The 22,922-nt window shown below is 61.0% G+C and carries 25 protein-coding genes; 17 read left to right on the top strand and 8 right to left on the bottom strand.

Annotated elements, in window-relative coordinates:
- Nucleotides 1-51 precede the first annotated feature (51 nt).
- From leuB to ABIN98_RS08825, 4 genes are all read left to right on the top strand, one after another.
- Entirely contained in the window at nt 52-1,164 is a 1,113-nt protein-coding gene (gene leuB, locus ABIN98_RS08840) for a 3-isopropylmalate dehydrogenase (protein WP_346909256.1), read from the top strand.
- 13 nt (nt 1,165-1,177) lie between these two features.
- Nucleotides 1,178-1,675 carry a GNAT family N-acetyltransferase gene (locus ABIN98_RS08835; protein ID WP_346909255.1) on the top strand — a complete coding sequence of 166 codons (498 nt, stop codon included), beginning with the start codon at nt 1,178-1,180 and terminating at the stop codon, nt 1,673-1,675.
- 73 nt (nt 1,676-1,748) lie between these two features.
- Nucleotides 1,749-2,165 (top strand): hypothetical protein, encoded by a 417-nt coding sequence (locus tag ABIN98_RS08830; RefSeq protein ID WP_346909254.1) that lies wholly within the window; start codon nt 1,749-1,751, stop codon nt 2,163-2,165.
- 224 nt (nt 2,166-2,389) lie between these two features.
- Nucleotides 2,390-3,526 carry a Xaa-Pro peptidase family protein gene (locus ABIN98_RS08825; RefSeq protein ID WP_346909253.1) on the top strand — a complete coding sequence of 379 codons (1,137 nt, stop codon included), beginning with the start codon at nt 2,390-2,392 and terminating at the stop codon, nt 3,524-3,526.
- Between the two features lie 15 nt (nt 3,527-3,541).
- On the opposite strand, the gene ABIN98_RS08820 is transcribed toward ABIN98_RS08825, so the two are convergent.
- Both ABIN98_RS08820 and ABIN98_RS08815 read right to left on the bottom strand, forming a co-directional pair.
- A complete protein-coding gene (locus ABIN98_RS08820) occupies nt 3,542-4,039 on the bottom strand; it encodes an arsenate reductase ArsC (protein WP_346909251.1) in 498 nt (165 codons plus the stop codon).
- A gap of 29 nt (nt 4,040-4,068) precedes the next feature.
- Nucleotides 4,069-4,401, bottom strand: a complete 333-nt coding sequence (locus tag ABIN98_RS08815; RefSeq protein WP_346909250.1) for a metalloregulator ArsR/SmtB family transcription factor — start codon at nt 4,399-4,401, stop codon at nt 4,069-4,071.
- A 374-nt stretch (nt 4,402-4,775) separates the two neighbouring features.
- Here ABIN98_RS08815 and ABIN98_RS08810 point away from each other — a divergent pair, with 374 nt between their 5' ends.
- From ABIN98_RS08810 to pqqE, 6 genes are all read left to right on the top strand, one after another.
- Nucleotides 4,776-5,810 (top strand): aspartate-semialdehyde dehydrogenase, encoded by a 1,035-nt coding sequence (locus ABIN98_RS08810; RefSeq protein ID WP_346909249.1) that lies wholly within the window; start codon nt 4,776-4,778, stop codon nt 5,808-5,810.
- 331 nt (nt 5,811-6,141) lie between these two features.
- Complete coding sequence (locus ABIN98_RS08805) at nt 6,142-6,243, top strand: pyrroloquinoline quinone precursor peptide PqqA (RefSeq protein ID WP_346909247.1); 102 nt, start codon at nt 6,142-6,144, stop codon at nt 6,241-6,243.
- Nucleotides 6,244-6,272: 29 nt separating this feature from the next.
- A complete protein-coding gene (gene pqqB, locus ABIN98_RS08800; RefSeq protein WP_346909246.1) occupies nt 6,273-7,211 on the top strand; it encodes a pyrroloquinoline quinone biosynthesis protein PqqB in 939 nt (312 codons plus the stop codon).
- Complete coding sequence (pqqC, locus tag ABIN98_RS08795) at nt 7,208-8,047, top strand: pyrroloquinoline-quinone synthase PqqC (protein ID WP_346909244.1); 840 nt, start codon at nt 7,208-7,210, stop codon at nt 8,045-8,047. The genes pqqB and pqqC overlap by 4 nt, the downstream gene beginning before the upstream one ends.
- A gap of 5 nt (nt 8,048-8,052) precedes the next feature.
- The gene (gene pqqD / locus ABIN98_RS08790) at nt 8,053-8,361 is read left to right on the top strand and encodes a pyrroloquinoline quinone biosynthesis peptide chaperone PqqD (RefSeq protein WP_346909242.1); all 309 of its coding nucleotides are present in this window, start codon (nt 8,053-8,055) and stop codon (nt 8,359-8,361) included.
- Entirely contained in the window at nt 8,358-9,446 is a 1,089-nt protein-coding gene (gene pqqE / locus ABIN98_RS08785) for a pyrroloquinoline quinone biosynthesis protein PqqE (RefSeq protein ID WP_346909240.1), read from the top strand. Before pqqD ends, pqqE begins: the two co-directional genes overlap by 4 nt.
- Nucleotides 9,447-9,481: 35 nt before the next feature.
- On the opposite strand, the gene ABIN98_RS08780 is transcribed toward pqqE, so the two are convergent.
- The gene (locus ABIN98_RS08780) at nt 9,482-10,141 is read right to left on the bottom strand and encodes a carbonic anhydrase (protein ID WP_346909239.1); all 660 of its coding nucleotides are present in this window, start codon (nt 10,139-10,141) and stop codon (nt 9,482-9,484) included.
- 122 nt (nt 10,142-10,263) lie between these two features.
- Nucleotides 10,264-10,647 carry a hypothetical protein gene (locus tag ABIN98_RS08775; protein WP_346909237.1) on the bottom strand — a complete coding sequence of 128 codons (384 nt, stop codon included), beginning with the start codon at nt 10,645-10,647 and terminating at the stop codon, nt 10,264-10,266.
- 312 nt (nt 10,648-10,959) lie between these two features.
- Between ABIN98_RS08775 and ABIN98_RS08770 the strand changes: the two genes are divergently transcribed.
- A complete protein-coding gene (locus ABIN98_RS08770) occupies nt 10,960-11,334 on the top strand; it encodes a hypothetical protein (RefSeq protein ID WP_346909236.1) in 375 nt (124 codons plus the stop codon).
- 239 nt (nt 11,335-11,573) lie between these two features.
- Here the strand turns inward: ABIN98_RS08770 and ABIN98_RS08765 are convergent, their stop codons facing one another.
- Nucleotides 11,574-12,767, bottom strand: a complete 1,194-nt coding sequence (locus ABIN98_RS08765) for an IS481 family transposase (protein ID WP_346907970.1) — start codon at nt 12,765-12,767, stop codon at nt 11,574-11,576.
- A 361-nt stretch (nt 12,768-13,128) separates the two neighbouring features.
- Entirely contained in the window at nt 13,129-14,952 is a 1,824-nt protein-coding gene (typA, locus tag ABIN98_RS08760; protein ID WP_346909234.1) for a translational GTPase TypA, read from the bottom strand.
- A gap of 208 nt (nt 14,953-15,160) precedes the next feature.
- On the opposite strand from typA, the gene ABIN98_RS08755 reads away from it, so the two are divergent.
- Together ABIN98_RS08755 and ABIN98_RS08750 are read left to right on the top strand one after the other, a co-directional pair.
- Nucleotides 15,161-15,613 carry a MarR family transcriptional regulator gene (locus ABIN98_RS08755; RefSeq protein ID WP_346909232.1) on the top strand — a complete coding sequence of 151 codons (453 nt, stop codon included), beginning with the start codon at nt 15,161-15,163 and terminating at the stop codon, nt 15,611-15,613.
- Complete coding sequence (locus tag ABIN98_RS08750) at nt 15,614-16,831, top strand: multidrug effflux MFS transporter (RefSeq protein WP_346909230.1); 1,218 nt, start codon at nt 15,614-15,616, stop codon at nt 16,829-16,831.
- Between the two features lie 76 nt (nt 16,832-16,907).
- On the opposite strand, the gene ABIN98_RS08745 is transcribed toward ABIN98_RS08750, so the two are convergent.
- Nucleotides 16,908-18,482 carry an alkaline phosphatase D family protein gene (locus tag ABIN98_RS08745; RefSeq protein WP_346909228.1) on the bottom strand — a complete coding sequence of 525 codons (1,575 nt, stop codon included), beginning with the start codon at nt 18,480-18,482 and terminating at the stop codon, nt 16,908-16,910.
- Nucleotides 18,483-18,700: 218 nt separating this feature from the next.
- On the opposite strand from ABIN98_RS08745, the gene folP reads away from it, so the two are divergent.
- Together folP and folK are read left to right on the top strand one after the other, a co-directional pair.
- A complete protein-coding gene (gene folP / locus ABIN98_RS08740; protein WP_346909226.1) occupies nt 18,701-19,528 on the top strand; it encodes a dihydropteroate synthase in 828 nt (275 codons plus the stop codon).
- A 10-nt stretch (nt 19,529-19,538) separates the two neighbouring features.
- The gene (gene folK, locus ABIN98_RS08735) at nt 19,539-20,036 is read left to right on the top strand and encodes a 2-amino-4-hydroxy-6-hydroxymethyldihydropteridine diphosphokinase (protein ID WP_394701469.1); all 498 of its coding nucleotides are present in this window, start codon (nt 19,539-19,541) and stop codon (nt 20,034-20,036) included.
- Nucleotides 20,037-20,043: 7 nt separating this feature from the next.
- On the opposite strand, the gene ABIN98_RS08730 is transcribed toward folK, so the two are convergent.
- Nucleotides 20,044-20,721 (bottom strand): hypothetical protein, encoded by a 678-nt coding sequence (locus tag ABIN98_RS08730; RefSeq protein WP_346909222.1) that lies wholly within the window; start codon nt 20,719-20,721, stop codon nt 20,044-20,046.
- Between the two features lie 277 nt (nt 20,722-20,998).
- On the opposite strand from ABIN98_RS08730, the gene ABIN98_RS08725 reads away from it, so the two are divergent.
- Together ABIN98_RS08725 and ABIN98_RS08720 are read left to right on the top strand one after the other, a co-directional pair.
- Nucleotides 20,999-21,565, top strand: coding sequence for an acyloxyacyl hydrolase (locus tag ABIN98_RS08725; protein WP_346909220.1), 567 nt, complete (start codon nt 20,999-21,001; stop codon nt 21,563-21,565).
- A 377-nt stretch (nt 21,566-21,942) separates the two neighbouring features.
- Nucleotides 21,943-22,890 carry an IS110 family transposase gene (locus ABIN98_RS08720; RefSeq protein WP_346908896.1) on the top strand — a complete coding sequence of 316 codons (948 nt, stop codon included), beginning with the start codon at nt 21,943-21,945 and terminating at the stop codon, nt 22,888-22,890.
- The last annotated feature ends 32 nt before the right edge of the window (nt 22,891-22,922 follow it).

Below are 22,922 nucleotides of genomic sequence, written 5' to 3'. Positions count from 1 at the left end.
GGCTAACCCAAGCGCATCGAATTCTCATGAGAACAAACGGGGCGGAAACCCATGGCAACGAATAAACTCCTCCTTCTGCCGGGCGACGGCATTGGTCCGGAAATCATGACCGAGGTGAAGAAGGTCATCTCCTGGTTCAATGCACGCGGCGGCGACACGTTCGAAACCGACGAAGGTCTTGTCGGCGGCTGCGCCTATGACGCGCACGGCCAGTCGATTTCCGAAGAAGACATGGCCAAGGCCATGGCCTCCGACGCGGTCATCTTCGGCGCGGTCGGCGGCCCCAAGTGGGACGGCGTTCCCTATGAGGTCCGCCCGGAAGCCGGTCTTCTGCGCCTGCGCAAGGACATGGAGCTGTTCGCCAACCTGCGTCCTGCGATCTGCTACCCGGCCCTTGCCGATGCCTCCTCGCTGAAGAAGGACGTGATCGAAGGCCTCGACATCCTGATCCTGCGCGAGCTGACCGGCGGTGTCTATTTCGGCGAGCCGAAGACGATCACCGATCTCGGCAACGGCCAGAAGCGCGCCATCGATACCCAGGTCTACGACACCTATGAGATCGAGCGCATCGCCAAGGCCGCCTTCGAGCTTGCGCGCACGCGCAACAACAAGGTCACCTCGATGGAAAAGCGCAACGTGATGAAGTCCGGCGTGCTTTGGAACGAGGTCGTGACCGAGACCCACAAGAACGGCTACCAGGATGTCCAGCTGGAGCACATGCTGGCCGATGCCGGCGGCATGCAGCTCGTCCGCTGGCCGAAGCAGTTCGACGTGATCGTCACCGACAACCTGTTCGGCGACATGCTGTCCGACGTGGCCGCCATGCTGACCGGTTCCCTCGGCATGCTGCCGTCGGCGTCTCTCGGTGCTCCGGACGCGAAGACCGGCAAGCGCAAGGCACTTTATGAGCCGGTCCACGGCTCCGCTCCGGACATCGCCGGCACCGGCGCCGCCAACCCGATCGCCATGATCGCTTCCTTCGGCATGGCCCTGCGCTATTCCTTCGAGAAGATCGCGGAAGCCGACATGCTCGACAAGGCGATCGCGAACGCCCTCGACAAGGGCCTGCGCACCAAGGACATCGCCTCGGACGGCGACAAGGTCGTCAGCACGGTCGAAATGGGCGATGCCATCATCGCCGAACTGGACGCGCTCAGCGCCTGACACGGAGCCGGTCATGTCGCAAGGATCCCGGATCGACATTGCGCTGGCCGGCCCGGATGATGTTGAGGCGATCGCCGCCCTGTTTGCGGCGATCGACCTGCATTATCAAAATCAGACCCTGGATCCGGAAGAAGCGCTCGAAAAGGCTGCCCTTTATCTGCGCGAGCCGGATAATGGCGCCCACTATGCGATTGCTCGCATCGATGGCACTCCGGTCGGCTTAGCCTGTTTCGCGCTGTTTCGGCACGGGCTGATCGCCACCGGCTCGGTGTTCTTGAAGGATCTGTTCGTGACCGAGGCCGCACGCGGCAGCGGCGCGGGCGAAGCGCTGATGCAGTTCGTCGCCCGCTATGCCCGCGATCGCGACGTAACGCGCATTGACCTTAGCGTCGACGTACCCAACACCGGAGCCGCGCGCTTCTATGATCGCCTCGGCGGCCGGCTCGAGGACAGCAAGCGCTTCTACCGCTTTATCGGCGAGGCCTTTGCAAAGCTCGCCGACAAAGGCTAGACCGGCCCGAGCAGCACAGACACGCCGCATCGCCGCGCATGTTTGAAAGCGAACAGGTCAAGGAGCATCACCCGTGTCCGACAAGATCACCCCTTTCCTCGGCACCTGGATCCTGGATGTCGAGGCCAGCGATTACGAACAGGGCGAGCCGCCGAAAAGCGCCACGATGAAAATCGAGGACGAGTTCGGCATGGTCCGGTTCGCCATGAGCCAGGTTTCGGCGGAAGGTGAGACGGTCGACGACGAATTCTCCGCCATGCCCGACGGACCGGAAACCAAGCTCGGCAAGAGCGGACTGGTTGATGCCATGCGGCTGGTCTTTAACGGCGACCGCAACCTGGTGTCGGAGGCCCGCCGCGGCGGACTGACCCTCATGAAGGCGGAACGGGAGCTGTCGGAAGACGGCCAGACCCTGACCGTCACCCAGACCGTTCACCTGGTCGATGTCGCCAGCTTCACCAACATCTCCGTCTACCGAAAGGCCCAGTAACGGCCTGAGTAACGCCCCCCTATAACCCATTGACTTCCCCCTTCGGCTGCTTTCCGAATACCTTAAGGATTTCGGATGGCTCGGGGACGGAATTTGATGGAGCTGAATTTTTCGCACTTGCAGGAACGCCGGACGAACCGACGGTCCGAAATCTGCCCGCAGCGATCATCTCCTAGGTCGATTCCGGCTCCACGTCCTGACCTGTATTCAGGAAGGACCGGACAGTGACCCAACCCGATTTCCCGGTCTCCGAATACGAGCAGCGCCTGGAGCGCGCACAGCGCGCCATGCGCGCGCAGGGTCTCGACGCCCTGCTCCTGACCAACGAGGCCGACGTCCGCTACTTCTCCGGCTTCCGCACTTTGTTCTGGCAAAGCCCGACCCGGCCATGGTTTCTGGTCGTGCCGAAGAGCGGTAAACCGATCGCCGTCATTCCGGAGATCGGGGCGAACCTGATGTCGTCCACCTGGCTGGACGACATCCGGACCTTTTCCTCGCCCCATAAAACCGACGACGGCATTACCCTTCTGGTCGCGTTATTGAAAAAGACGGACCGGATCGGCCTGCCCATGGGTCGTGAAACCACCCTGCGCATGCCGCTGAACGATTTCAAACGCCTGAAAAGCGAGCTGCACCTGACCGACTGGATCGATGCCACGCCGCTGGTTCAGGGGCTTCGCATGGTGAAATCCGAGCTGGAGATCGAGACCATTGCGGACATCTGCCGGATCGCGTCGGACAGTTTCGGCAATGCGGCTGAGCTGTTTCAAGAAGGCCAGACGCTCAAGGAAGCCTTCCGCGCCTTCCGGATCGAATTGCTGCAACAGGGCGCCGATGACGTGCCCTATCTCGTCGGTGGCGCGGGTCAGGACGGATATGGGGATGTCATTTCCCCTCCGGACGACCGGCCGCTTGCCGCGGGCGACGTGCTGATGCTCGACACAGGCGCCACCCTGAACGGCTACTTCTGCGACTTCGACCGCAATTTCGCCATCGGGCATGCAAGCGAAGCCGCCAGGAGAGCCTATTCGACCCTTTACGTGGCAACCGATGTCGCCATCGCTACGGCCCGCCCGGGGGTGACCTGCTCAGAACTGTTCCACGCGATGGCAGATGTCATCGGCACCACCGGCAACGATGTCGGCCGTTTCGGCCACGGGCTCGGCATGCAACTGACCGAAGCCCCGTCGCTGATCGACTTCGACACCACGGTCCTCACCGAAGGCATGGTGATCACGCTGGAGCCGAGCATGGAAGTCGCGGACGGCAAGATCATGGTGCACGAGGAAAACATCGTGATCCGGGACGGACCGCCCACGCTGTTGACCCGCCGTGCGCCGCCCGAATTGCCAGTCATTTAGTCATCTGGCGACGGATCAGGCCGACTTGCCGATGTCATCCAGCTTTTTCTGCAGCGCCAGCTTGTCAAGCGACGTGATCGGCAGGTTGACGAAGATGGAAAGCCGGTTGTTCAGCATCCGGTAGGCCTCCGTAAAGGCGAGGCTCCTTTCCGTCTCGCTGCCTTCCGCCCTGACCGGATCGGGCACGCCCCAATGGGCCGTCATCGGCTGGCCCGGCCAGACCGGGCAGCTTTCGGCTGCCGCCTGGTCGCAGACGGTGAAGACGAAATCCATGGTCGGCGCACCGGCCTCGGCAAACTCGGCCCAGCTTTTGGACCGCATGACATCGGTCTTGTAGTTCAGCTTCTGCAGAAGCTGCAGTGCCCGCGGGTTGACTTCGCCGGAGGGATGGGAACCGGCGGAATAGGCCTTGAACCGGCCCTGGCCGACACGGTTCAGGATCGCTTCTGCCATGATGGAGCGCGCCGAATTGCCGGTGCACAGAAACAGGACATTGTAGGCGTGCTCAGTCATGCGTCTTGTCCTTTTGAAACCCCTGTCCGTCACAGGGCGCAGGAAACTTCCTCGATCACCTTTCGGCACAGGTCCGGCTGGCCACCGCAGCAATCGGCCATGAGAAACCCGAGCAAGGCCCGGATGCCGTCATAGTCCGCGTAATAGCGAATGGCCCGTCCCTCGCGCTCATTGCGGATCAGTCCGGCATTCAGGAGTACGGCCAGGTTCGCCGACATGGTGTTCTGCCGAACACCGAGAATTTCGCCGATGTCACCGGCGCCCATGCCATCGGCGCCGCATTTGATCAGAAGCCGAAAGACATCGAGCCGGGTCTTCTGACTCAGGGCGGAAAAGGCATTCAAAGCGTCATTTATATCCATATATCATGATTTATTGATATAATGTGACAATATCAAGACAGACCTCAAAGCCTGAGATGAAAAGGCCGTCCGGTTTTTCTCCGGTTGACAATTTCCCGGTTCCGGGCAAAAACCGGCACGTTTCGTACTTACAGGAGCAACCGCATGGTCCGGCACTTTGCCGACACCGCAAAAAAGCAGACGACGGTTTCGACCGGCGCCGCTTTCGCATGCGCGGTCACTGCTCCGACAACCACCGTCAAACCGACTACGAAAACCACCGCTTAACGGTGCCGCTCGTCCCGCGCTCCCCGGGGATGGGGGGCGCTGAAAAGCCGGCTGGCCGGATGATCGGCAGACCGGCGAAGGCGGGGAGACGGATGAGGAAATTCAACATGGGTTACAAGATTGCAATCGCGGGTGCCACGGGCAATGTCGGCCGGGAAATGCTCGACATTCTCGACGAGCGCGGCTTTCCCGCGGACGAAGTCGTCGCACTCGCATCCCGCCGCTCTCAGGGCACCGAGGTCTCCTTCGGTGACCGGACGCTGAAGGTTCAGGCGCTGGAGAACTACGATTTCTCCGACACCGACATCTGCCTGATGTCCGCCGGCGGCTCCGTCTCCAAGGAATGGGCTCCGAAGATCGGCGCCAAGGGCTGTGTCGTGATCGACAACTCGTCCGCATGGCGTTACGACGCGGACGTGCCGCTGATCGTTCCGGAAGTGAACGCCGATGCGATCGTCGGCTTTTCCAAGAAGAACATCATCGCCAACCCGAACTGCTCGACCGCCCAGCTGGTCGTCGCGCTGAAGCCGCTGCATGAGGCGGCCAAGATCAAGCGCGTGGTCGTCTCCACCTATCAGTCGGTGTCCGGTGGCGGCAAGGACGCCATGGAAGAGCTGTTCAACCAGACCCGCGCCGTCTTCGTGAACGACCCGATCGAGCCGGAAAAGTTCACCAAGCGGATCGCCTTCAACGTCATCCCGCACATCGATGTCTTCATGGAAGACGGCTACACCAAGGAAGAATGGAAGGTGCTGGCCGAAACCAAGAAGATGCTCGATCCGGCCATCAAGGTGACCTGCACCGCCGTCCGCGTACCGGTCTTCATCGGCCATTCGGAATCGGTCAACATCGAGTTCGAAAACGAGATCACCGCCGAGGAAGCCCGCAACATCCTGCGCGAGGCACCGGGCTGCCTCGTCATCGACAAGCAGGAAGACGGCGGCTACATCACGCCGTATGAATGCGCCGGCGAAGACGCCACCTACATCTCCCGCATCCGCGAGGACGCGACGGTCGAAAACGGCCTGAACATCTGGGTGGTGTCGGACAACCTGCGAAAAGGCGCTGCCCTCAACACGGTGCAGATCGCCGAGGTTCTGGTGAACCGCGGCCTGATCCAGCCGAAGAAGGCCGCCGCCTGATCAAACCGCGGCGTGACCGATAAAGAGCCCGGTCCTCGTGCCGGGCTTTTTTATTTCCTATTGGCCAAGTCTGGGATGATGGAAACACGTAAGAAGTGCGCCCAAAAAAATACAACGGCTGAACCAAATTGCGCTTCCTGCTGCACGACCCGGGATTTATTCAGCCGCCCTGATCAAAACCAGCCTTTCAAACAAACCCATTAAATCGCTGCACTTTTCCCGACACGGACGATTTGGGAAGATTCGGCAAAGCACCGACCAAGGTGGCTCCTGAACCTGATTGCAACAGATGATACGGTTTTCACTCCCCACAACCTGAGGAGGAAATAGCATGAAAACCTGGACCAAACCTGCCATGGCAGCCGTTGAAGCCGGCTTCGAGGTATCTCGCTACGTACCGGCTGAGATCGGAACCTGCGGCCGCAAGAAGTAAACCTTGGCACCGCAGCCGGGAAAACTCCGATGAAGATCAGGGTCCTCGGATCCGCGGCGGGCGGCGGGTTTCCGCAATGGAATTGCAACGCGCCGCTCAGCCGTGCCGTACGCGCGGGAAAGCCGGGTTTCCTCGCGCGGACCCAATCCAGCATCGCGGCCAGCGCGAACGATACGGACTGGGTCATCTTCAACGCGTCGCCGGACATCCGGGAACAGATCGCGGCAACGCCCGAACTCCAGCCTCGCGCAGACGGACCCTTGCGGCACACGCCCCTGAAGGCGGTCGTGCTGACCAATGCGGACGTGGATCATATCGCCGGTCTCCTGTCGTTGCGGGAGCGCGAACCCTTTACGCTTTATGCGACCGCACGCGTGTTGAAGACGCTTGCCGAAAACAGCATTTTTCAGGTGCTCAATCCGGAGGTCGTCGAGCGGCGGGAACTGCCTCTCTCCGGAACGACCGAACTGGAAGGCCCTGATGGCCCACTCGGACTGACGGTGGAAACGTTCCCCGTCTCCGGCAAGGTCGCCCTGTTTCTTGAACAGGACGCGCAAGCGAATTTCGGCACGGCGCCGGGCGATACCATCGGCATCACGTTGCGTGAAACCGCGAAAAACGGAACTTCGGGCCAGCTTTTCTACATTCCCGGCTGCGCGGCCGTGGACGATGCCCTGCGACGCCGGATCGACGGCAGCGATTGCCTGATGTTCGACGGAACCGTCTTCCACGACACGGAAATGGCGGACACCGGCGTCGGCACCAAGACCGGCGCGCGGATGGGACATCTGGAGATCGGCGGACCGGCCGGGTCGATCGAGGCCCTGAAAGGCCTGGACCTGGGCCGGCGGATCTTCGTTCACATCAACAATACGAACCCGATCCTCGATCCGGGCTCCGAGGCGGCAAAAACCGTCCGGACCGCTGGTTGGGAAGTCGGCTATGACGGAATGGAGGTCCTCCTGTGAACCCGACAGCAGCAACACGTGCAGCCATTCGGCCCCATCACCACATCGTGCAGAGCGGTGTAGAGCCGACCGCCGCCGACAGGATCCGCCAGGCCGGACGGCTTCTTCCGCGCCCCGAATTCGAAGAGGCCCTGCGCACGGCCGGCTTTGCGCGCTATCACATCCATCATCCCTTTCATAAGCTGATGAACGCGGGTGAATTGACCAGGGCGCAGCTACAGGCCTGGGCGCTCAACCGTTACTGCTATCAGGCTGCGATCCCGAAGAAGGATGCGATCATCCTGTCCCGCTCCGAAGATCCGGCATTCCGCAGGGAATGGCGTAAGCGCATCGTCGATCATGACGGCGAAGACGGCGGCGAACTGGACGGTGGCATCAAGCGCTGGCTGAAACTCGCCGAAGATCTCGATCTTGACGTCGACATGGTTCGGGAGCGCCGCTACGCCCTGCCGGCAACACGGTATGCGGTCGGGGCCTATCTCGATCTGGTGTCGTCCTCTTCCCTTCTGGTCGCCGTCGCCTCGTCGCTGACCGAGCTCTTTTCGCCGGTTGCCATCGGCGAACGGGTGCCGGCCATGCTGGCGCGATACGACTACATCACCGAAGACACGCTGGCCTATTTCAAGCCCCGACTGCACCAGGCGCCGCGCGATGCGGAACATGCCCTGTCGCTGGTCTTCGAATGGGCGGATACGCCGGACAAGCAGGCCGACGCGATCGATGCCCTCTTCGCCAAATGCGACATCCTCTGGGCCATGCTGGACGCGCTCCATCATGCCTATGTGACGCCCGGCAACATTCCACCCGGTGCCTTTACCCCACCAGCTCTGGTGTGACCGAAATGCTGGCCCGCACCCGCCATATCGTGACCAATATCAGCCAGCCGGGATTTCCAGACTATGTGCGGCTGCAATTCGATGAGCTGCGGGACCGCTGGGCCCTGCTTGCGCCGGAAAAGGTCTATTGGCCGGATGACATCAGCGTCGCGATCCTGAGCCGCTGTTCCGGAACGAAAACCGTGTCGGAAATCATTCTGGACCTGGCGGAGGAATATCAGGCGCCTGTCGACGAAATCGGCCCGGACGTTCGGGAGTTTCTGCAGGAATGGTCCGACAGACTTGTTATCCGATGCGGTTGGGGGCAGGCATGACACAAACCGCAGGGCCGGCACTTGGGATGCTGGCCGAGCTGACCCACCGCTGCCCACTGCAATGCGGATATTGTTCCAACCCGCTCGAACTCCTGAAAGCCGACCGAGAGCTTGCAACGGAGGTCTGGCTCGACGCCTTCGAACAGGCCGCCGATCTCGGTATTCTTCAGGTGCATCTGTCCGGAGGCGAACCGACCCTGCGCCGCGACCTGGAAGACCTCATCGCGGGCCTAGCCGCACGCGGTGTCTACACCAATCTGATCACCGCCGCCGTGACCTTGAGCCGGGAACGGATCGCACGCCTGGCGGAAGCCGGCCTCGACCATGTCCAGATCAGCTTTCAAGGCGCCCGGCCGGAGACGACCGAACGCATCGGCTACTATAAAAATGCCCATGAAAAGAAACGCCAGGCGGCCGGGTGGGTGAAAGACGCGGGCCTTCCGCTCACGGTCAACGCGCCAATTCACAAGCTCAACATTACCGAGGTTCCCGAATTCGTAGATCTCGCGCTGGACCTCGGTGCACAGCGGCTGGAGATCGCCAATGTGCAATATTACGGCTGGGCCTATCTCAACCGGTCCGTGCTCATGCCCGACTACGACGCCGTCATGCGCCAGGTCGACTTTGTCGAAAAGACCAGGGAAGAGCTCACCGGCATCCTCAATATCGATTTCGTAACGCCGGATTATTACGCGGATTACCCCAAACCCTGCATGGGCGGCTGGGGCGCCGATGCCTTCGTGATCACGCCCGACGGCAAGGTTCTGCCCTGTCACGCGGCTCAATCGATCCCGTCGCTGACCTTCGACAGCGTCACCGAAAAGCCGCTGAAGGAGATCTGGGAAAAATCCGAGGCCTTCAACCGGTATCGCGGGTTCGACTGGATGCCCGAGCCCTGCCGGTCATGCGAACGCCGGGAGATCGATTTCGGCGGCTGCCGGTGCCAGGCCTTCGCCCTGACCGGCGATGCCGCCGCAACCGATCCGACCTGCATCAAGTCGCCCTTTCACGACGACCTGAGCCGGCTGCCGCCGGAACAGCCGATCCGGAAAAGGGTCATCGGCCGCGAAAAGGCCGACGCATAGGCCGGCAACAGCGTTCAAAGTTGTCGCCCGATGCTCTAATCAGCAACTTCCGCAGGAGCGGCCGCTTCGAATTTCCCCGTTTCCGGATCCATCACCCGAAGTTCGGCGGAGCCGATATCGAACCAGGCGCCGTGGATCTGCAACACGTTGTTGTGCAGCGCCTCTTCCACGAAGGGGAAGGTCCTCAGGTTCTTCAGCGACTGGCGCACACCGGCAAATTCCATGGCGAGCTGCGGATCGTCCATCTTGTCGATCGGCATGCAGGCCATGGCGATCGCCGCCGGTTCCAGAAGCTTGATCCAGCGGCCGATGAAATCGCCGCGAAGCGACGGCACATTGGCGTTTTCCCGGAACGCCTGGACGCCGCCACACTTGGCATGGCCCATGACGACGATATGCTTCACCTTCAGCGCACGGACCGCATATTCGATCGCAGCACTGGTACCGTGCTGCCCTTCGGTCGCCTCATAGGGCGGCACGAGATTGGCAACGTTCCGCATGACGAAAAGTTCGCCCGGACCCGCATGGAAAATGCCCTCCGGCGTTACGCGGCTGTCGCAGCAGGAAATCACCATCACTTCCGGCTGCTGGCCGTAAACCGCCAGGTGCTCGCGGGTTTCCTTGTGACGGACAAACCCCTTCTGCAGATACTGGCCATATCCTTCGATCAAACCGGCGGGAAATGCAGCAGTCATGGTTCCTCGCAAATAGATTATCGCTGAGGGACCTATATAGGGAATCGAAAGCGAAAGCACAGCCCCGGAATCGGACGAGTATTATCGTCCCGTTGTTGTCCGGAAAGGCGGGGGTCAGGCCTTCAGGTGGCGACATTCACCGAGTGCTGCTCGATCTCGCCGCCGTGATCCTCATAGGCATGGCGGACGGTCTCCGCGGCGCACTTGTCATAGCTGCCGAGTAACGAGGCTGATGTCCGCGCCTTCGCCTTCGGGTCGAGCACATGCTGTGCCGCCGCCCTGTAGGCAGCAACTCCATCGAGCGCATGATCCTCGTGATGATGGGCGTCGACCAGAACCGCGGGCGTCTCGGCGAGAGATCCGGTCTCGTCTTCATGGCGCTGTGCGTCGGACTCGTTACTGTTTCTACGGTTGTCGCCCTGACCTTTTGAGTCCCGGTCGGGAGCGTATTCCGTCGCATGCGCCACGACATTGGCCGCGGGCGGCCGTTCAACTGTCGATGGCATATCGGCCTCCTGGCCTTTTCCTCAAGATACCGCCTTCTGGCAGTCACGAGGAAAAGATTGGCAAGAAAGAGTTAACAAACCTTTACGACAGGTTAAGAGCCGATACCAGTCCGGCACAAGTGTATTTGCCCGCAGACAAGAACAATACTCTGAAAACTGGGGGAACCGGCCTTCAATGCTCGACGACACTGTGGTTCCGAATACGGGAGCGGTTATCCATTTTGTAGGTAGCATGCTGCGGATACAACCGATAACGTTGCTTCCAGCAAGTGTTTGCTTTCACGCATGAATCCCTGCGAATTCGGTGCAGATATGTCCTTTGTTGCAAATGATAATGACCGTATTTGTAGTATATGGAAATTGATCGAAACCGATCGCGAGGCGGGTTTGAAGGAACTAGCTGTCCTGGCCGAAGCCGGTGATAAACCAGCAATCGAATCTTATGCCTTGTATCTTTCCGAGGAAACGCCAACCACCGAGGAAGCTGTCAAATGGCTGTTGCGCGCCAACGAGTTCGACAGTGCAAGTGCCGCCTGGAACCTTGCAATGGTCGCGCGCGAACAAGGCAAGCCGTTTGAAATGAGGCAATGGATCAACCGAGCAGCGGAACTGGGAGAAGAAGACGCCCTTGAATTGAAGAACAACGGCTACGATGTGGAAGCGGTGCTGGCAAAGTATTTGGATTAGGCCTTTGCCGTCACGGTGAAAGCAGCAAAAACAATTGCCCGTTTTCGTTATCAATTCTGTTTGTGAATTGGTTCAGAGTTGCCCCTTGTGCCCGTCTCCCCCCTTGAGGGGGAGATGCCGGCGAACAGCCGGCAGAGGGGGGTGACGATCTTTGCCCAGAATACAGGGCGTCGGTGGACAGGCTGCATACCCCCCTCTGTCCCCTAACGGGTGTGCAACCCGGATGATGGGTAACAGTTCTATCCGGGAGGATGGGTAACAGTTTTTGTTTTTCTGCCTCGTGTGGGCCACCGCAGTTTTAGGTCTTCTGTGATGTAGCCGATGAATACCGGTCCGTAACGGAGTTCAAGCTGCCCGGTGTCGGCTTCTTCAATGCTGACCGGCTCTCCGACGAGGGCCATGGAGACATAAACGGTGCCGCCGCGCCACTTGATTTCGCCGTTCTGGCGCACCCTGCGCACGCATGTTCCTTGATCATAGTCGGGTGATCTCAGCCTGCCGCTCCAGGGTCTTGATGAGTCTGTATAGGCGGCTGCCGGGGTTGCCATGCCGAGTGCCTCATGCGGACGCTCTTCATTGTAGGTCTGCCGAAAGCGGACAAATCGGTCGGCCTGGGCCTTCAGGTTGGCCGCCGGTGGATTGGCGGTTTCATCCTTCAAGGTTCTGTGCAAGCGCTCCAGCCGGCCGTTCTGCTGCGGCGAGGCCGGGGCAATGCGTTCAGGACGAACGCCAGCCTTGATGAGCCGGACTGCCAGCCCCGACAGGCCGGCAGCTCCGGTCGAGGCAAAGGGCGCCCCATTGTCGGAACGGATAGCCCGTGGCAGGCCGAACTCGCGGAAGGCTGCATCCAGAACGGACCAGACATGGGTCGTGTCGGGACGGGGGACGGCAACCACCCGCAAGAGATAGCGGCTCGCCTGGTCCTGCAACGTGAAGGGATCGCAGCGGCGACCGTCACCGGTCCGGAACCAGCCCTTGAAGTCCATGCTCCACACGTCGTTGGGCAAGGCCTGGTCAAAGGGGGACACGGAGCAGGGCGGCGCGCGGCGGCGGCGTTTGCGCGCAACGCTCAAGCCTTCCCGGCGCAGCAACTCGCCGATCGTCGAAGCAGCCGGAACCACAATCACCGGATCGGCATGCGCCTGAAGAAAGGCGCGCAGTTTTTTCGGACCCCAGCTTGGATATCGCCGGCGCAACGCAAGCACCGCCTCCCGGGATGTCTCCGCAAGCGCATGCGGACTATGATGCGGGGCGTGACTGCGCGGTGCCAAAGCTGCCGCGCCACCCGAACGCCAGCGCCTCAGTACCTCATAACCGGTCTTCCGGCTAATCCCGAACTGACGGCAAAGCTCCGACATCGACACCTCTCCGCTTTCAACCGAAACGCAGAACCGGACACGCTCTTCCATCGCACAGGTCTCCCGAAATCCCATACCCCGAACCTCCCTCGTTCGGCGTAAGTCTGACCTGTTACCCATCCTCCCGGATAGAACTGTTACCCATCATACCGGTTCATACCCGGTGACATCTCCCCCTCAAGGGGGGAGACTGGAACAAGGGGCACCGTCCAACCATCCCCGTTAAGGTCATCCGGGACCGGCGAGCCACGGTCTTTGTCGGGACAACCCAATAGAAATCGAGAGCCCTCTGCCTCCCCGGCCCCGGCTCGCGCTGCCGCTTGGCCGGGGTGACGATGGAGAGGTTGGATTTTAAGCTGCAATGAAAAAGCCCGCCGCCTGACGGCGACGGGCTATTTTCTTTCATCCCGGCTTCAGGCGGGAACTAGTCAGAAGATCAGGCGCTTGCCTTGTTGGCCGCCCGTTCCGCGCGCTTGCGCTCATGCGGGTCGAGCATTGCCTTGCGCAGGCGGATGGATGACGGGGTGACTTCGACCAGTTCGTCGTCTGCGATGTAGGAGAGTGCTGCTTCCAGCGTCAGACGGATCGGCGTCGTCAGCTTGACCGCATCGTCCTTTCCTGCAGAACGAATGTTCGTGAGCTGCTTGCCCTTGAGGACATTGACCTCGAGATCGTTGCCGCGGGTGTGTTCGCCGATGATCATGCCCGGATAAACCTTGGTGCCCGGATCGATCATCATCGGGCCGCGGTCTTCCAGGTTGAACAGCGCATAGGCCACGGCCTCGCCGGTACCGTTGGAGAGCAGCACGCCGGTGTGCCGGCCCTGGATCGGCCCCTTGTAAGGCTCGTAGGCGTGGAACAGGCGGTTGAAGATCGCCGAGCCGCGCGTGTCGGACATCAGCTCGGACTGGTAGCCGATCAGGCCGCGGGTCGGTGCATTGAACACCAGACGGGTCCGACCGCCGCCGGACGGCTTCATTTCCAGAAGGTCGGCCTTGCGCTCCTGCAGCTTCTGGACGACCGCCCCGGAATATTCCTCATCGACGTCGATGATGACTTCCTCGATCGGCTCGAGCCGGTTGCCGGCATCGTCGAACTGATAGACGACGCGCGGACGGCCGACGCCGAGTTCGAAGCCTTCACGGCGCATGTTTTCGATCAGGATCGCCAGCAGCAGTTCGCCGCGGCCGGAAACGACGAACGCATCCGGCTCGTCGGTGTCTTCCACCTTGAGCGCCACGTTGCCTTCCGCTTCCTTCATCAGGCGCTCGCGGATCACCCGCGACTGGACCTTGGAGCCTTCGGTACCCGCAAGCGGGCTGTCGTTCACGCGGAAGGTCATGGACAGCGTCGGCGGATCGATCGGCTGCGCCTGCAGCGGCTCGGTCACTTCCGGTGTGCACAGGGTATCGGCAACGGTCGCCTTGGTCATGCCCGCGATCGCGACGATATCGCCTGCCTCGCCCTTTTCGATCGCCTGGCGCTCCAGACCGCGGAAAGCCAGGATCTTCGATACACGGCCGGTTTCGAGCACCTTGCCATCGCGCGACAGGGCCTTCAGCGGCATGTTCGGAATGGCCGTACCGGACACGATCCGGCCGGTCAGGATCCGGCCCAGGAACGGATCGGATTCGATCGTGGTCGCCAGCATGCGGAATGCACCCGGCTCGGAAGCCGGCGGTGCGACCTTTTCAAGGACCATGTCGAACAGCGGATCCATGTTGTCCTTCGGACCTTCCGGCTCGGTCGCCATCCACTCCTGCTTGGCGGAGCCGTAAAGAACCGGGAAATCGAGCTGGTCTTCATTTGCGTCCAGGGACGCAAACAGATCGAACACTTCGTCCAGAACTTCGTCAGCACGCTGTTCCGGCTTGTCGATCTTGTTGATCGCGACGATCGGCTTCAGGCCGAGCTTCAGCGCCTTGCCAAGCACGAATTTCGTCTGCGGCATCGGGCCTTCGGCGGCGTCGACCAGAAGGATAACCCCGTCGACCATGTGCAGGATACGCTCCACCTCGCCGCCGAAATCGGCGTGACCCGGGGTATCCACGATGTTGATGCGGGTGTCTTTCCAGACCAGGGAGGTGACCTTGGCCAGGATGGTGATGCCGCGTTCGCGTTCGATATCGTTGGAGTCCATCATGCGCTCTTCGGTCCGCTGATTGTTGCGGAAAGCGCCGGACTGCTTCAGCAGCACGTCGATCAAGGTGGTCTTGCCATGGTCGACGTGTGCGATGATGGCGATGTTGCGCAAGTTCATTTAAGGCTCCAAAAGACACAGCGGGCCCCGATGGACCCGCATGTCATGTCTCGGCTATTCAGTTTTCGCTGTTTGGCCCGGGTGGCTGAAATTTGCGCCCTATATAGTGCGAACCGCCCGGTTGTGCAATGCAGTAACGCCGCGGTTCGCTTGACAAGACGGGACTCAGAGCGCATATCCATAAGGATTCCTTACTAAAGGTGCTATTATGAACCTCACCGCCCCTGACGGCGGCGCCAGTTTGATGATTGTCGATATCGCCAGGCTTCTTCGCCGCCGCTTTGAGGCTGCCCTGACGGAAATAGACACAGGCCTGACTGTCGCCGAGGCGCGTACGCTTGCCTTCATCTGGCGTAACCCGGGCCAGCGCCAGGCCGCATTGGCAGAGCGCATGTTCGTCGAACCCATGACCCTGGTCGGCTATCTGGACTCGCTGGAAAAGGCCGGACTGGTCGTGCGAACCGTCGACCCGACGGACCGGCGCGCCAAGCTGATCACCCTGACCGACGACGCAGACCCGATCCTCGCCAAAATCGAGAGGGCCATCGATCAGGTTCACGCCGATGCGTTGGGCGGAGTGCCCCAGAGCCGCCGGGAGGAGCTCGAATCCCTGCTTGAAACGATGCGGGTGAACCTCCTGAATTCCGAAACGGGTAGCTGAATGACTGCCGCTGCAGAACCGGCGATGAGCGCACGCCGGACAACGATCCTGGGCGCGGCTCTCGTGGCCATCGGCCCGATCACCATGTCGCTCTACACGCCGGCCATGCCGGAACTGGCCGTCGACTTCGGCACATCGGACGCGCTGATCAAGCTGACGCTGACCACCTATTTCGCGGGCTTCGCGCTGACCCAGCTGATCTGCGGACCGCTGTCCGATGCTTTCGGCCGCAAGCCCGTTACCATCGTCTTTCTGGTGCTTTATCTCGCGTCCACGGTTCTGGCCACCCTGGCCCCGGACATCACCTGGATGCTGATTGCCCGTGCCCTGCAGGGCGTCGGTGCCGCCGTCGGTGTCGCCGTATCCCGGGCCATCGTGCGCGATCAGTATACCGGGCAGCATTCGGCGCGGATCATGAACACCATCGGAACCATGCTCGCGCTCGGGCCGGCGATTTCACCGACCATCGGCGGCATCATCCTGGAAGTCTTCGGCTGGCGGGAAATCTTCATCTGCATGCTTATCTACGGTGCCGCCCTGATGGCCGCCGTCATCTTCTTTCAGCCGGAAACCAACGCCTATCGGAACGTGAGCAACATTCATCCCGAACGGTTGGCAATCAATTACATGACCCTGCTGAGTGACCGGAAATTCATGGCGCCGAGCGTTCTGCTCGGCATGTGCCTCGGCAACGTCTACGCCATGGCAACAGTCCTGCCTTTCGTGATGATCCACGACGTCGGCCTGACACCGGCTCAGTTCGGCCTCGGCATGATGATGCAGTCCCTGTCGTTTATCTCCGGAACGCTCGTCACCGGTCGGCTGCTTAAATACTTCGACGCCGAAAAACTGATTCCGATCGGCATTATCGGGATGATCGCGGCCTCGGCCCTTATAGCAATCCTGCTGCGCCTTTATGAACCGACCTACCTGATCGTCATGGGTCCGGTCGGTTTCTTCGCCTTTTCGGTTGCCTTTATCCTGCCCGCGACCCTCACTTCCGCCATGCGTGACTTCCCCCATATCGCCGGCGCCTCCTCGTCCATGATGGGCTTCATGCAGTTCGGCGGCGGCATCCTCGGCAGTCTGCTGATCGCCGCCATGGGCAATCCGCTTTTCGGCATGTCGACCATCATTCCAGCCATGCCGCTCGTGGGCGTGATCCTGTATTTCCTGCTACGAATGAACACTGGGGACGCCCGGGCTGCCGCCGAATAGCCGGCGGGCGATCTGGACAAAAGAAAACCGGCGGAGCTTCGCAACCCCGCCGGTTTTTTACGTAGCTCTGGCCGGTTCAGCCGCGGCGGACCGGATCCAGCGTGATCTTGTGCAGCTCGGCATCATCCCGGTCCATAAGGCGGACGGTGAGCTGTTCCGTGGCACCGTCGATATCGACGAGGCCGAAGAACTGCAGGCCCATGGACGGCGGCAGGTTCACGCCCTGCTCCTTGCTCGGCGCCTTCACGTATTTGACCTCCGGACCGAAGGTCATGTCGAGATCGTTCGGGCCGAAGGTACCCGCATGGATCGGGCCGGAGACGAACTCCCAGAACGGCTTGAAGTCCTGGAACTGGGCCTTGTCCGGATTGTAGTAGTGTGCGGCGGTGTAATGCACGTCGGCGGTCAGCCAGACCACGTTGTCGATGTCCGCCGATTTGATGAAGCGCAGCAGGTCGGCGAACTCAAGCTCGCGGCCCTTCGGGGCACCGTGATCGCCGTTGGCGACCGCTTCCGCGCCGGCCTGTTCCTTCCAGTCGTCCCAGACGATCAGGCCGATCGGCATGTCGCAGGCAATCACCTTCCAGGTTGCGCGGGAATTGGCCAACTCGCGCTTGAGCCAGGCAAGCTGCTCGGCGCCGAGGATGCGCGAGGCATCAGACATTTCCGTTTCCATCGCCGGACCGTTCGGGCCGCGATAGGAACGCAGGTCCAGGAAGAACACATCGAGCATCGGACCATAGGCGATCTTGCGATAGATGCGCCCCGGTTCCGCAGGCGTGTAGCGGATCGGCGTCAGTTCATGGAAGGCGCGGGCCGAACGGGCGGCAAGCACGGCGATATTCTTTTCCGTATAGCGGTCGTCGCCGCTCAGATCCTTCGCCGAGGACCAGTTGTTGACCACCTCATGGTCGTCCCACTGGAAGAAGGTCGGGACCTCGGCGTTGAAGGCCAGCAGATTCTCGTCCATCAGATTGTACTTCCACTGGCCCCGAAACTCGGCGAGCGTCTCGGCGACCTTTGACTTTTCGTCCGTGACGATGTTGTTCCAGACCGAGCCGTCCTTCAGCTCGACGCTCTCCTTGATCGGGCCGTCGGCATAGATCGTGTCGCCGGAATGGATGAAGAAATCCGGGCTGTGCTTGGCCATGGTGGCATAGGTCTTCATGCCGCCGTGGTTGGTGTCGATGCCCCAGCCCTGGCCGACGGTATCGCCCGACCAGGCGAACCGGACCGAACGGCGCGATCCGGGTGCGGTCCGGAACCGTCCGGTCATCGGCTCGGAAACCGCATTGACGTCGTTGAGGTCGGCGAAGGCCACCCGGTAGAAGATCTCCTGATCGGACGGCAGGCTCTCAAGGAGGCGCTTGGCGGCAAAGTCGCTTTCCGGCAGGGCGTTGATCGGCGCAAGGCGCGTCGGCGTTTCAAAGGTGCCGGTGGTGTCGAACTCGACCAGCATTTTCGACGGACGGTCGGCGCGCGCCCAGATCATGCCGGAGCTGGTATCGACATCGCCCGACTGCAGGCCATGGGTAATGACCGGGCGGGACGACGCGCGTGACAGCGACGGCATGGTGAGGCCCGAGGAAAAAGCAAGGCCGGTGGCAACGGACGACTTGAGAAAGGCACGACGTGAAACTTGAGAAGACATGTCTGGCTCCAAAGCTGAGGGAGGGCCCATCGCCGCTCCCGTGGCACGCCGCCTGTCTGGCGCACTATCTTAACAGGGAAACCAAAGTCCCGTGACGGCCGGCGGAAATTTTCATGACAGCGCGAAATGTGCAAATCCGGCAAGTCCCGGCCCAGCCCCTTGACCCCCTCCGCGCAAGGCGTCACACACACGGAAAGACAAACAGGATCAAAGCTGAAATGCCCCGATGTTCCGGCTACAAGTTGCCATCTGCGAGCGAACGTGCCCAGGTGATGGGCATCCTGAATGTGACGCCGGATTCCTTTTCCGACGGCGGCCTTCATTTTGCTGCTGAGCGTGCCGTCGCCCATGCCCGGGCCATGAAGGCGGAAGGCGCCGATATTCTGGACCTCGGCGGCGAAAGCACGCGGCCGGGCTCCGAGCCCGTCTCCCTGGAAGACGAATGGTCCCGTATCGCTCCTGTTCTGGAACAGGTCGTGGAGCTTGATCTGCCCGTCTCCATCGACACCTACAAGGCGGAGATCGCCCGGCGTGCCTGTGCGGCCGGTGCGCTGATCGTCAACGACGTATGGGGCCTGCAGAAGGATCCGGCCATGCCGGATGCCGCAGCGGAGACCGGTGCGCATGTGATCATGATGCACAACCGCACGGAGGCGGATGCAGCCATCGATATCATGGCGGACATCGACCGCTGGTTCGAGCGGTCCATGGAGCTTGCGGACAGGGCCGGAATCCCGAAAGACAAGCAGATCCTCGATCCCGGCTTCGGCTTCGGCAAGACCATGGACCAGAACTATCTGATCCTGAACCGGCTGGACCAGCTGAAGAAGCATGGCCTGCCCATTCTTGCCGGTGCGTCCCGCAAACGCATGATCGGCGCAGTCCTCGACGTGCCGACCGAAGACCGCCTCTACGGGTCTCTTGCGGTTCACCTGATCGCCGTGCAAAAAGGTGCATCGATCGTCCGGGCCCACGACGTCCGCCCCCATGCGGATGCGGTCCGGATACTGCAGGCAACGCTGAGCGAATCGGCATATCGGAACTAGACAGACTATGATGACCCAGACACCGACCCGCGTTGCCCTCGGGCTCGGCTCCAATATGGGGAACTCCCGTGAGAACCTCGAGATGGCGGTCAGATATCTGGATGCGACGCCGGGCATCACCGTGGTTGCCCGCTCGTCCGTTTACCGAACGGCACCCTGGGGGCCGATTACCCAGGACGACTACTCCAACATGTGCATCACCATCGACACCGTGCTGAAACCGCGCGCGCTTCTGGAACGAGGTCTTGCCATCGAAGCCCGGATGGGACGTATCCGCGATGAGCGTTGGGGGCCGCGTCTGATCGATATCGACATCCTGCTCTTCGGGACCGAAAAGATCGAAAAGGACGGATTGATCGTCCCCCATCCCCGCATGAGCGAGCGCGCTTTCGTGCTGATACCGCTCACCGAAATCTGGCCCGACGCGCCTCTCGGCGACGGCCGGACGGCAGCGCAAGCACTGGAAACCTGTCCGGACAAGGAAGGTGTGGTCAAGCTGGACGACTGAAAACCAGCTAGGCCTTCGACAAACCCATGAAGCTGTCCATGTGGAAGCGCGCCTGCTCCGGAGACTGGCGGAAGTCGGCGCCAATCGGACAGGCATGCCGGGCAAGACAGCCCGAAAAGCGCGGCTCGCCTCGCCCCTTCGCCAAATGATCCCGGCATCGGGTGACATCGTAGCCTTCCGTCCCTGAAATCGCATTGACCGGACAAGCCGAAAGGCACGGCTTGTCAGCACAGTCGGGGCAAGGCCCCGCAGACAGATTTTCAGCCATCGGCACGAGGCCTTCCGCCGACAGAAAGGCGGCGCGAAACCCGCTCCAGGGTCCGTAAATGTCATGCGCCAGGACGCCGAGCGGACTTTGTGAGAAACCTCCTGTCTTCATCGCCCATTTCTGGAACGGATGGTATGGAGGGCCATCGAAGGGGAAGACGAGCGCCAACCCGCAGTCCTGAGCAATCCCGGACAGGATCCGCCGCGTGAAACGGTCCAGCGGATCCGGCGCGCCGTCTGCGAACTCGGGTGATTCGGAAAACACGGGCCAGATCCCCGGTCCGGTGCTGCCGACAAGGAAGAGCGACTGCGCGGGTGTTCCCGGAGCGACTTCAGGCACGGCGTCATTCGGTCCCGGTGAAAATCCGCCGAGCACCAGAAATCCGTGCCGGTCACATCGGCCGGTTATGTCATTCAACCGGGTAAGGTCCATGTTCCGACTGCTCATTTCCCGCTGGAATCGCGCCTTTCAGGTCATTCCGTATCAGTTCGGACGGGCTTCCTTCCGGTTTTCCCGACGCGAAACCCTCAATTTCGAGACTCGCCCATTTGTGGCTAAATTGCCACGGCACCCGGCAAGAAACACAGGTAAAGAAAAAATCCCTGCAATTCGGGGCCCGGCATATTGCGTCCGGGCCGTCACCTGTGCTCAGTAACTTAACAAAACATGAAAAAACATCCGGGCTAGGGTCGTCATGAAAAGCTACGTACGCGGCATGCTCTTCGGAGCACTCATTCTCACGGGCGCGAGCTCGGCGGCGTGCGCGGACGACCTGGGCGGCAAGACGTCCGGCCTGACGAACGAAATTCGTGGTGGTGTTCTTTTTCATGACCTGATGAGCCGCGAAAACGGCATCGACATCAACGCCGAAGTCCTGTTTCGCTGGGCGGCTCTCGATTTCACCATTCCCGGGCTCGGAACCAATGGCATGCTGCGTCCGCATATCGGCGGCAACCTGAACCTTTCCGGCGACACCAGCATGGTCTACGCGGGCTACACCCTGACCCTGGACCTGACCGACTGGATGTTCATCGAGGGCAGCTTCGGCGGCATGGCCCATAACGGCGACACCAACAAGACCACGTCTAACTCGCTGGCTCTAGGCTGTAATGTCATGTTCCGCGAATCCGCCTCCCTCGGCTTCCGGATCAACGAACGGGTCAACGTCTCCGCGATGATCGAGCACTCCTCGAACAACGGTTACTGTTCGTCCAACAACGGCCTGACCAACGCCGGCGTCCGTCTCGGCTACGCGTTCTAGGCTTTCGAAGCAGATCAGCAAAAAACCAACTTCTCTTTCGTCATCCCTGAAAAGCCGTCAGGCTTTATCCGGGACCGGGAAGCCCCGTGCTTGACGAACTCAGCACAGTGACACCAACAAAGACCTCGGCTCGCGGGTCCCGGATCTCCGCTAAAGCGTCGTCCGGGATTGTTTGTTTTGAGCGATGTTATGATGGGATTGGTCTCCCGGAGCGGAATTCCGGGAGACCAGTGACAGGCGACCGTGCTGGGATCGGGCTTTCACCCGTAGTCATCAAGGTTCCCTGTCGCTTCCTTTTCCCGCTTGGAGAGTTGATTGGGCCTCTGGCCTGAACCACGCCCGCAAACAATCCGAAGCATGCAGAGGATACCATCGTCATGGCGGTTTTGCAGCAAGCTCCTGTGCGTGTTGTTGGCTTCGATGTTGCCAAGGACACGATCACCGTGTTCGACAGTGCAGCCGGCAAGGTGAACACGGTCGACAACAACCGAAGCTCCTTGCGTAAACTGATTGCCCGCCTCGAGCCCGACAGCCTGGCGGTCTGTGAGCCGACCGGAGGTCACGAGGCCTGGCTTATCGACGCGCTGACGGCTGCCGGCATTGCCTGTCACCGGGCCGATACATTGAAAGTCAAAGCCTTTTCGCGCTCCTACGGCACGCTTGCCAAGACCGATGCCATCGATGCCAGGGCGCTGGCTCGCTACGGCCAGGAGCGGTGGGCATCGCTGCCCCTGTTCGCTCCCGTCCAGGCTGAGCAGAAAAGACTGACCGCCTTGGTGGCCAGGCGTCAGGATCTCATCGACCTCAAGGTGGCGGAGACCAACCGTCTCAAAGCCCCAGGAGAGGACGTGATCCAGGCCTCCTGCAGGGTCTTGTTGCGAAGCCTTGCCCGAGCTCTGGAACGTATCGATCAAGAGATCGACGCACTGATCGACTGCTGTCAGTCCCTCAAGCGGAGGGTCCAAATCTGTCTATCTTTGCCCGGTGTCGGGCCGCGCACGGCCGTGGCCCTGGCCGCAACCATGCCGGAGTTGGGAACCCTCACCCGCAGGCAGGCCGCCTCCCTGGCCGGTGTGGCCCCGCACCCAAGAGACAGCGGAACGCTCAAAGGCTACAGGAAAATGCGCGGCGGGCGGGCGAATGTCCGAACCGCCCTGTTCATGGCAGCCCTGGCCGCTAGCCGCGCTAAGGGACCTTTACGTCAGTTCTATCAACGCCTGGTCGAAAACGGTAAGAAACCGATCGTCGCCATATCCGCCGTCATGCGAAAGATCATCGTCATCCTAAATGCAAAACTCAGAGACGGACTCGCAAAACAGAGTTGATGACCAAATCGGGGTATCTGAAAATACTTGAA

It is taken from the genome of uncultured Roseibium sp., assembly GCF_963675095.2.
Taxonomy (GTDB): domain Bacteria; phylum Pseudomonadota; class Alphaproteobacteria; order Rhizobiales; family Stappiaceae; genus Roseibium.
Note: the sequence above shows the minus strand (reverse complement) of the source record. Positions and strands in the feature narration are given on the sequence as shown.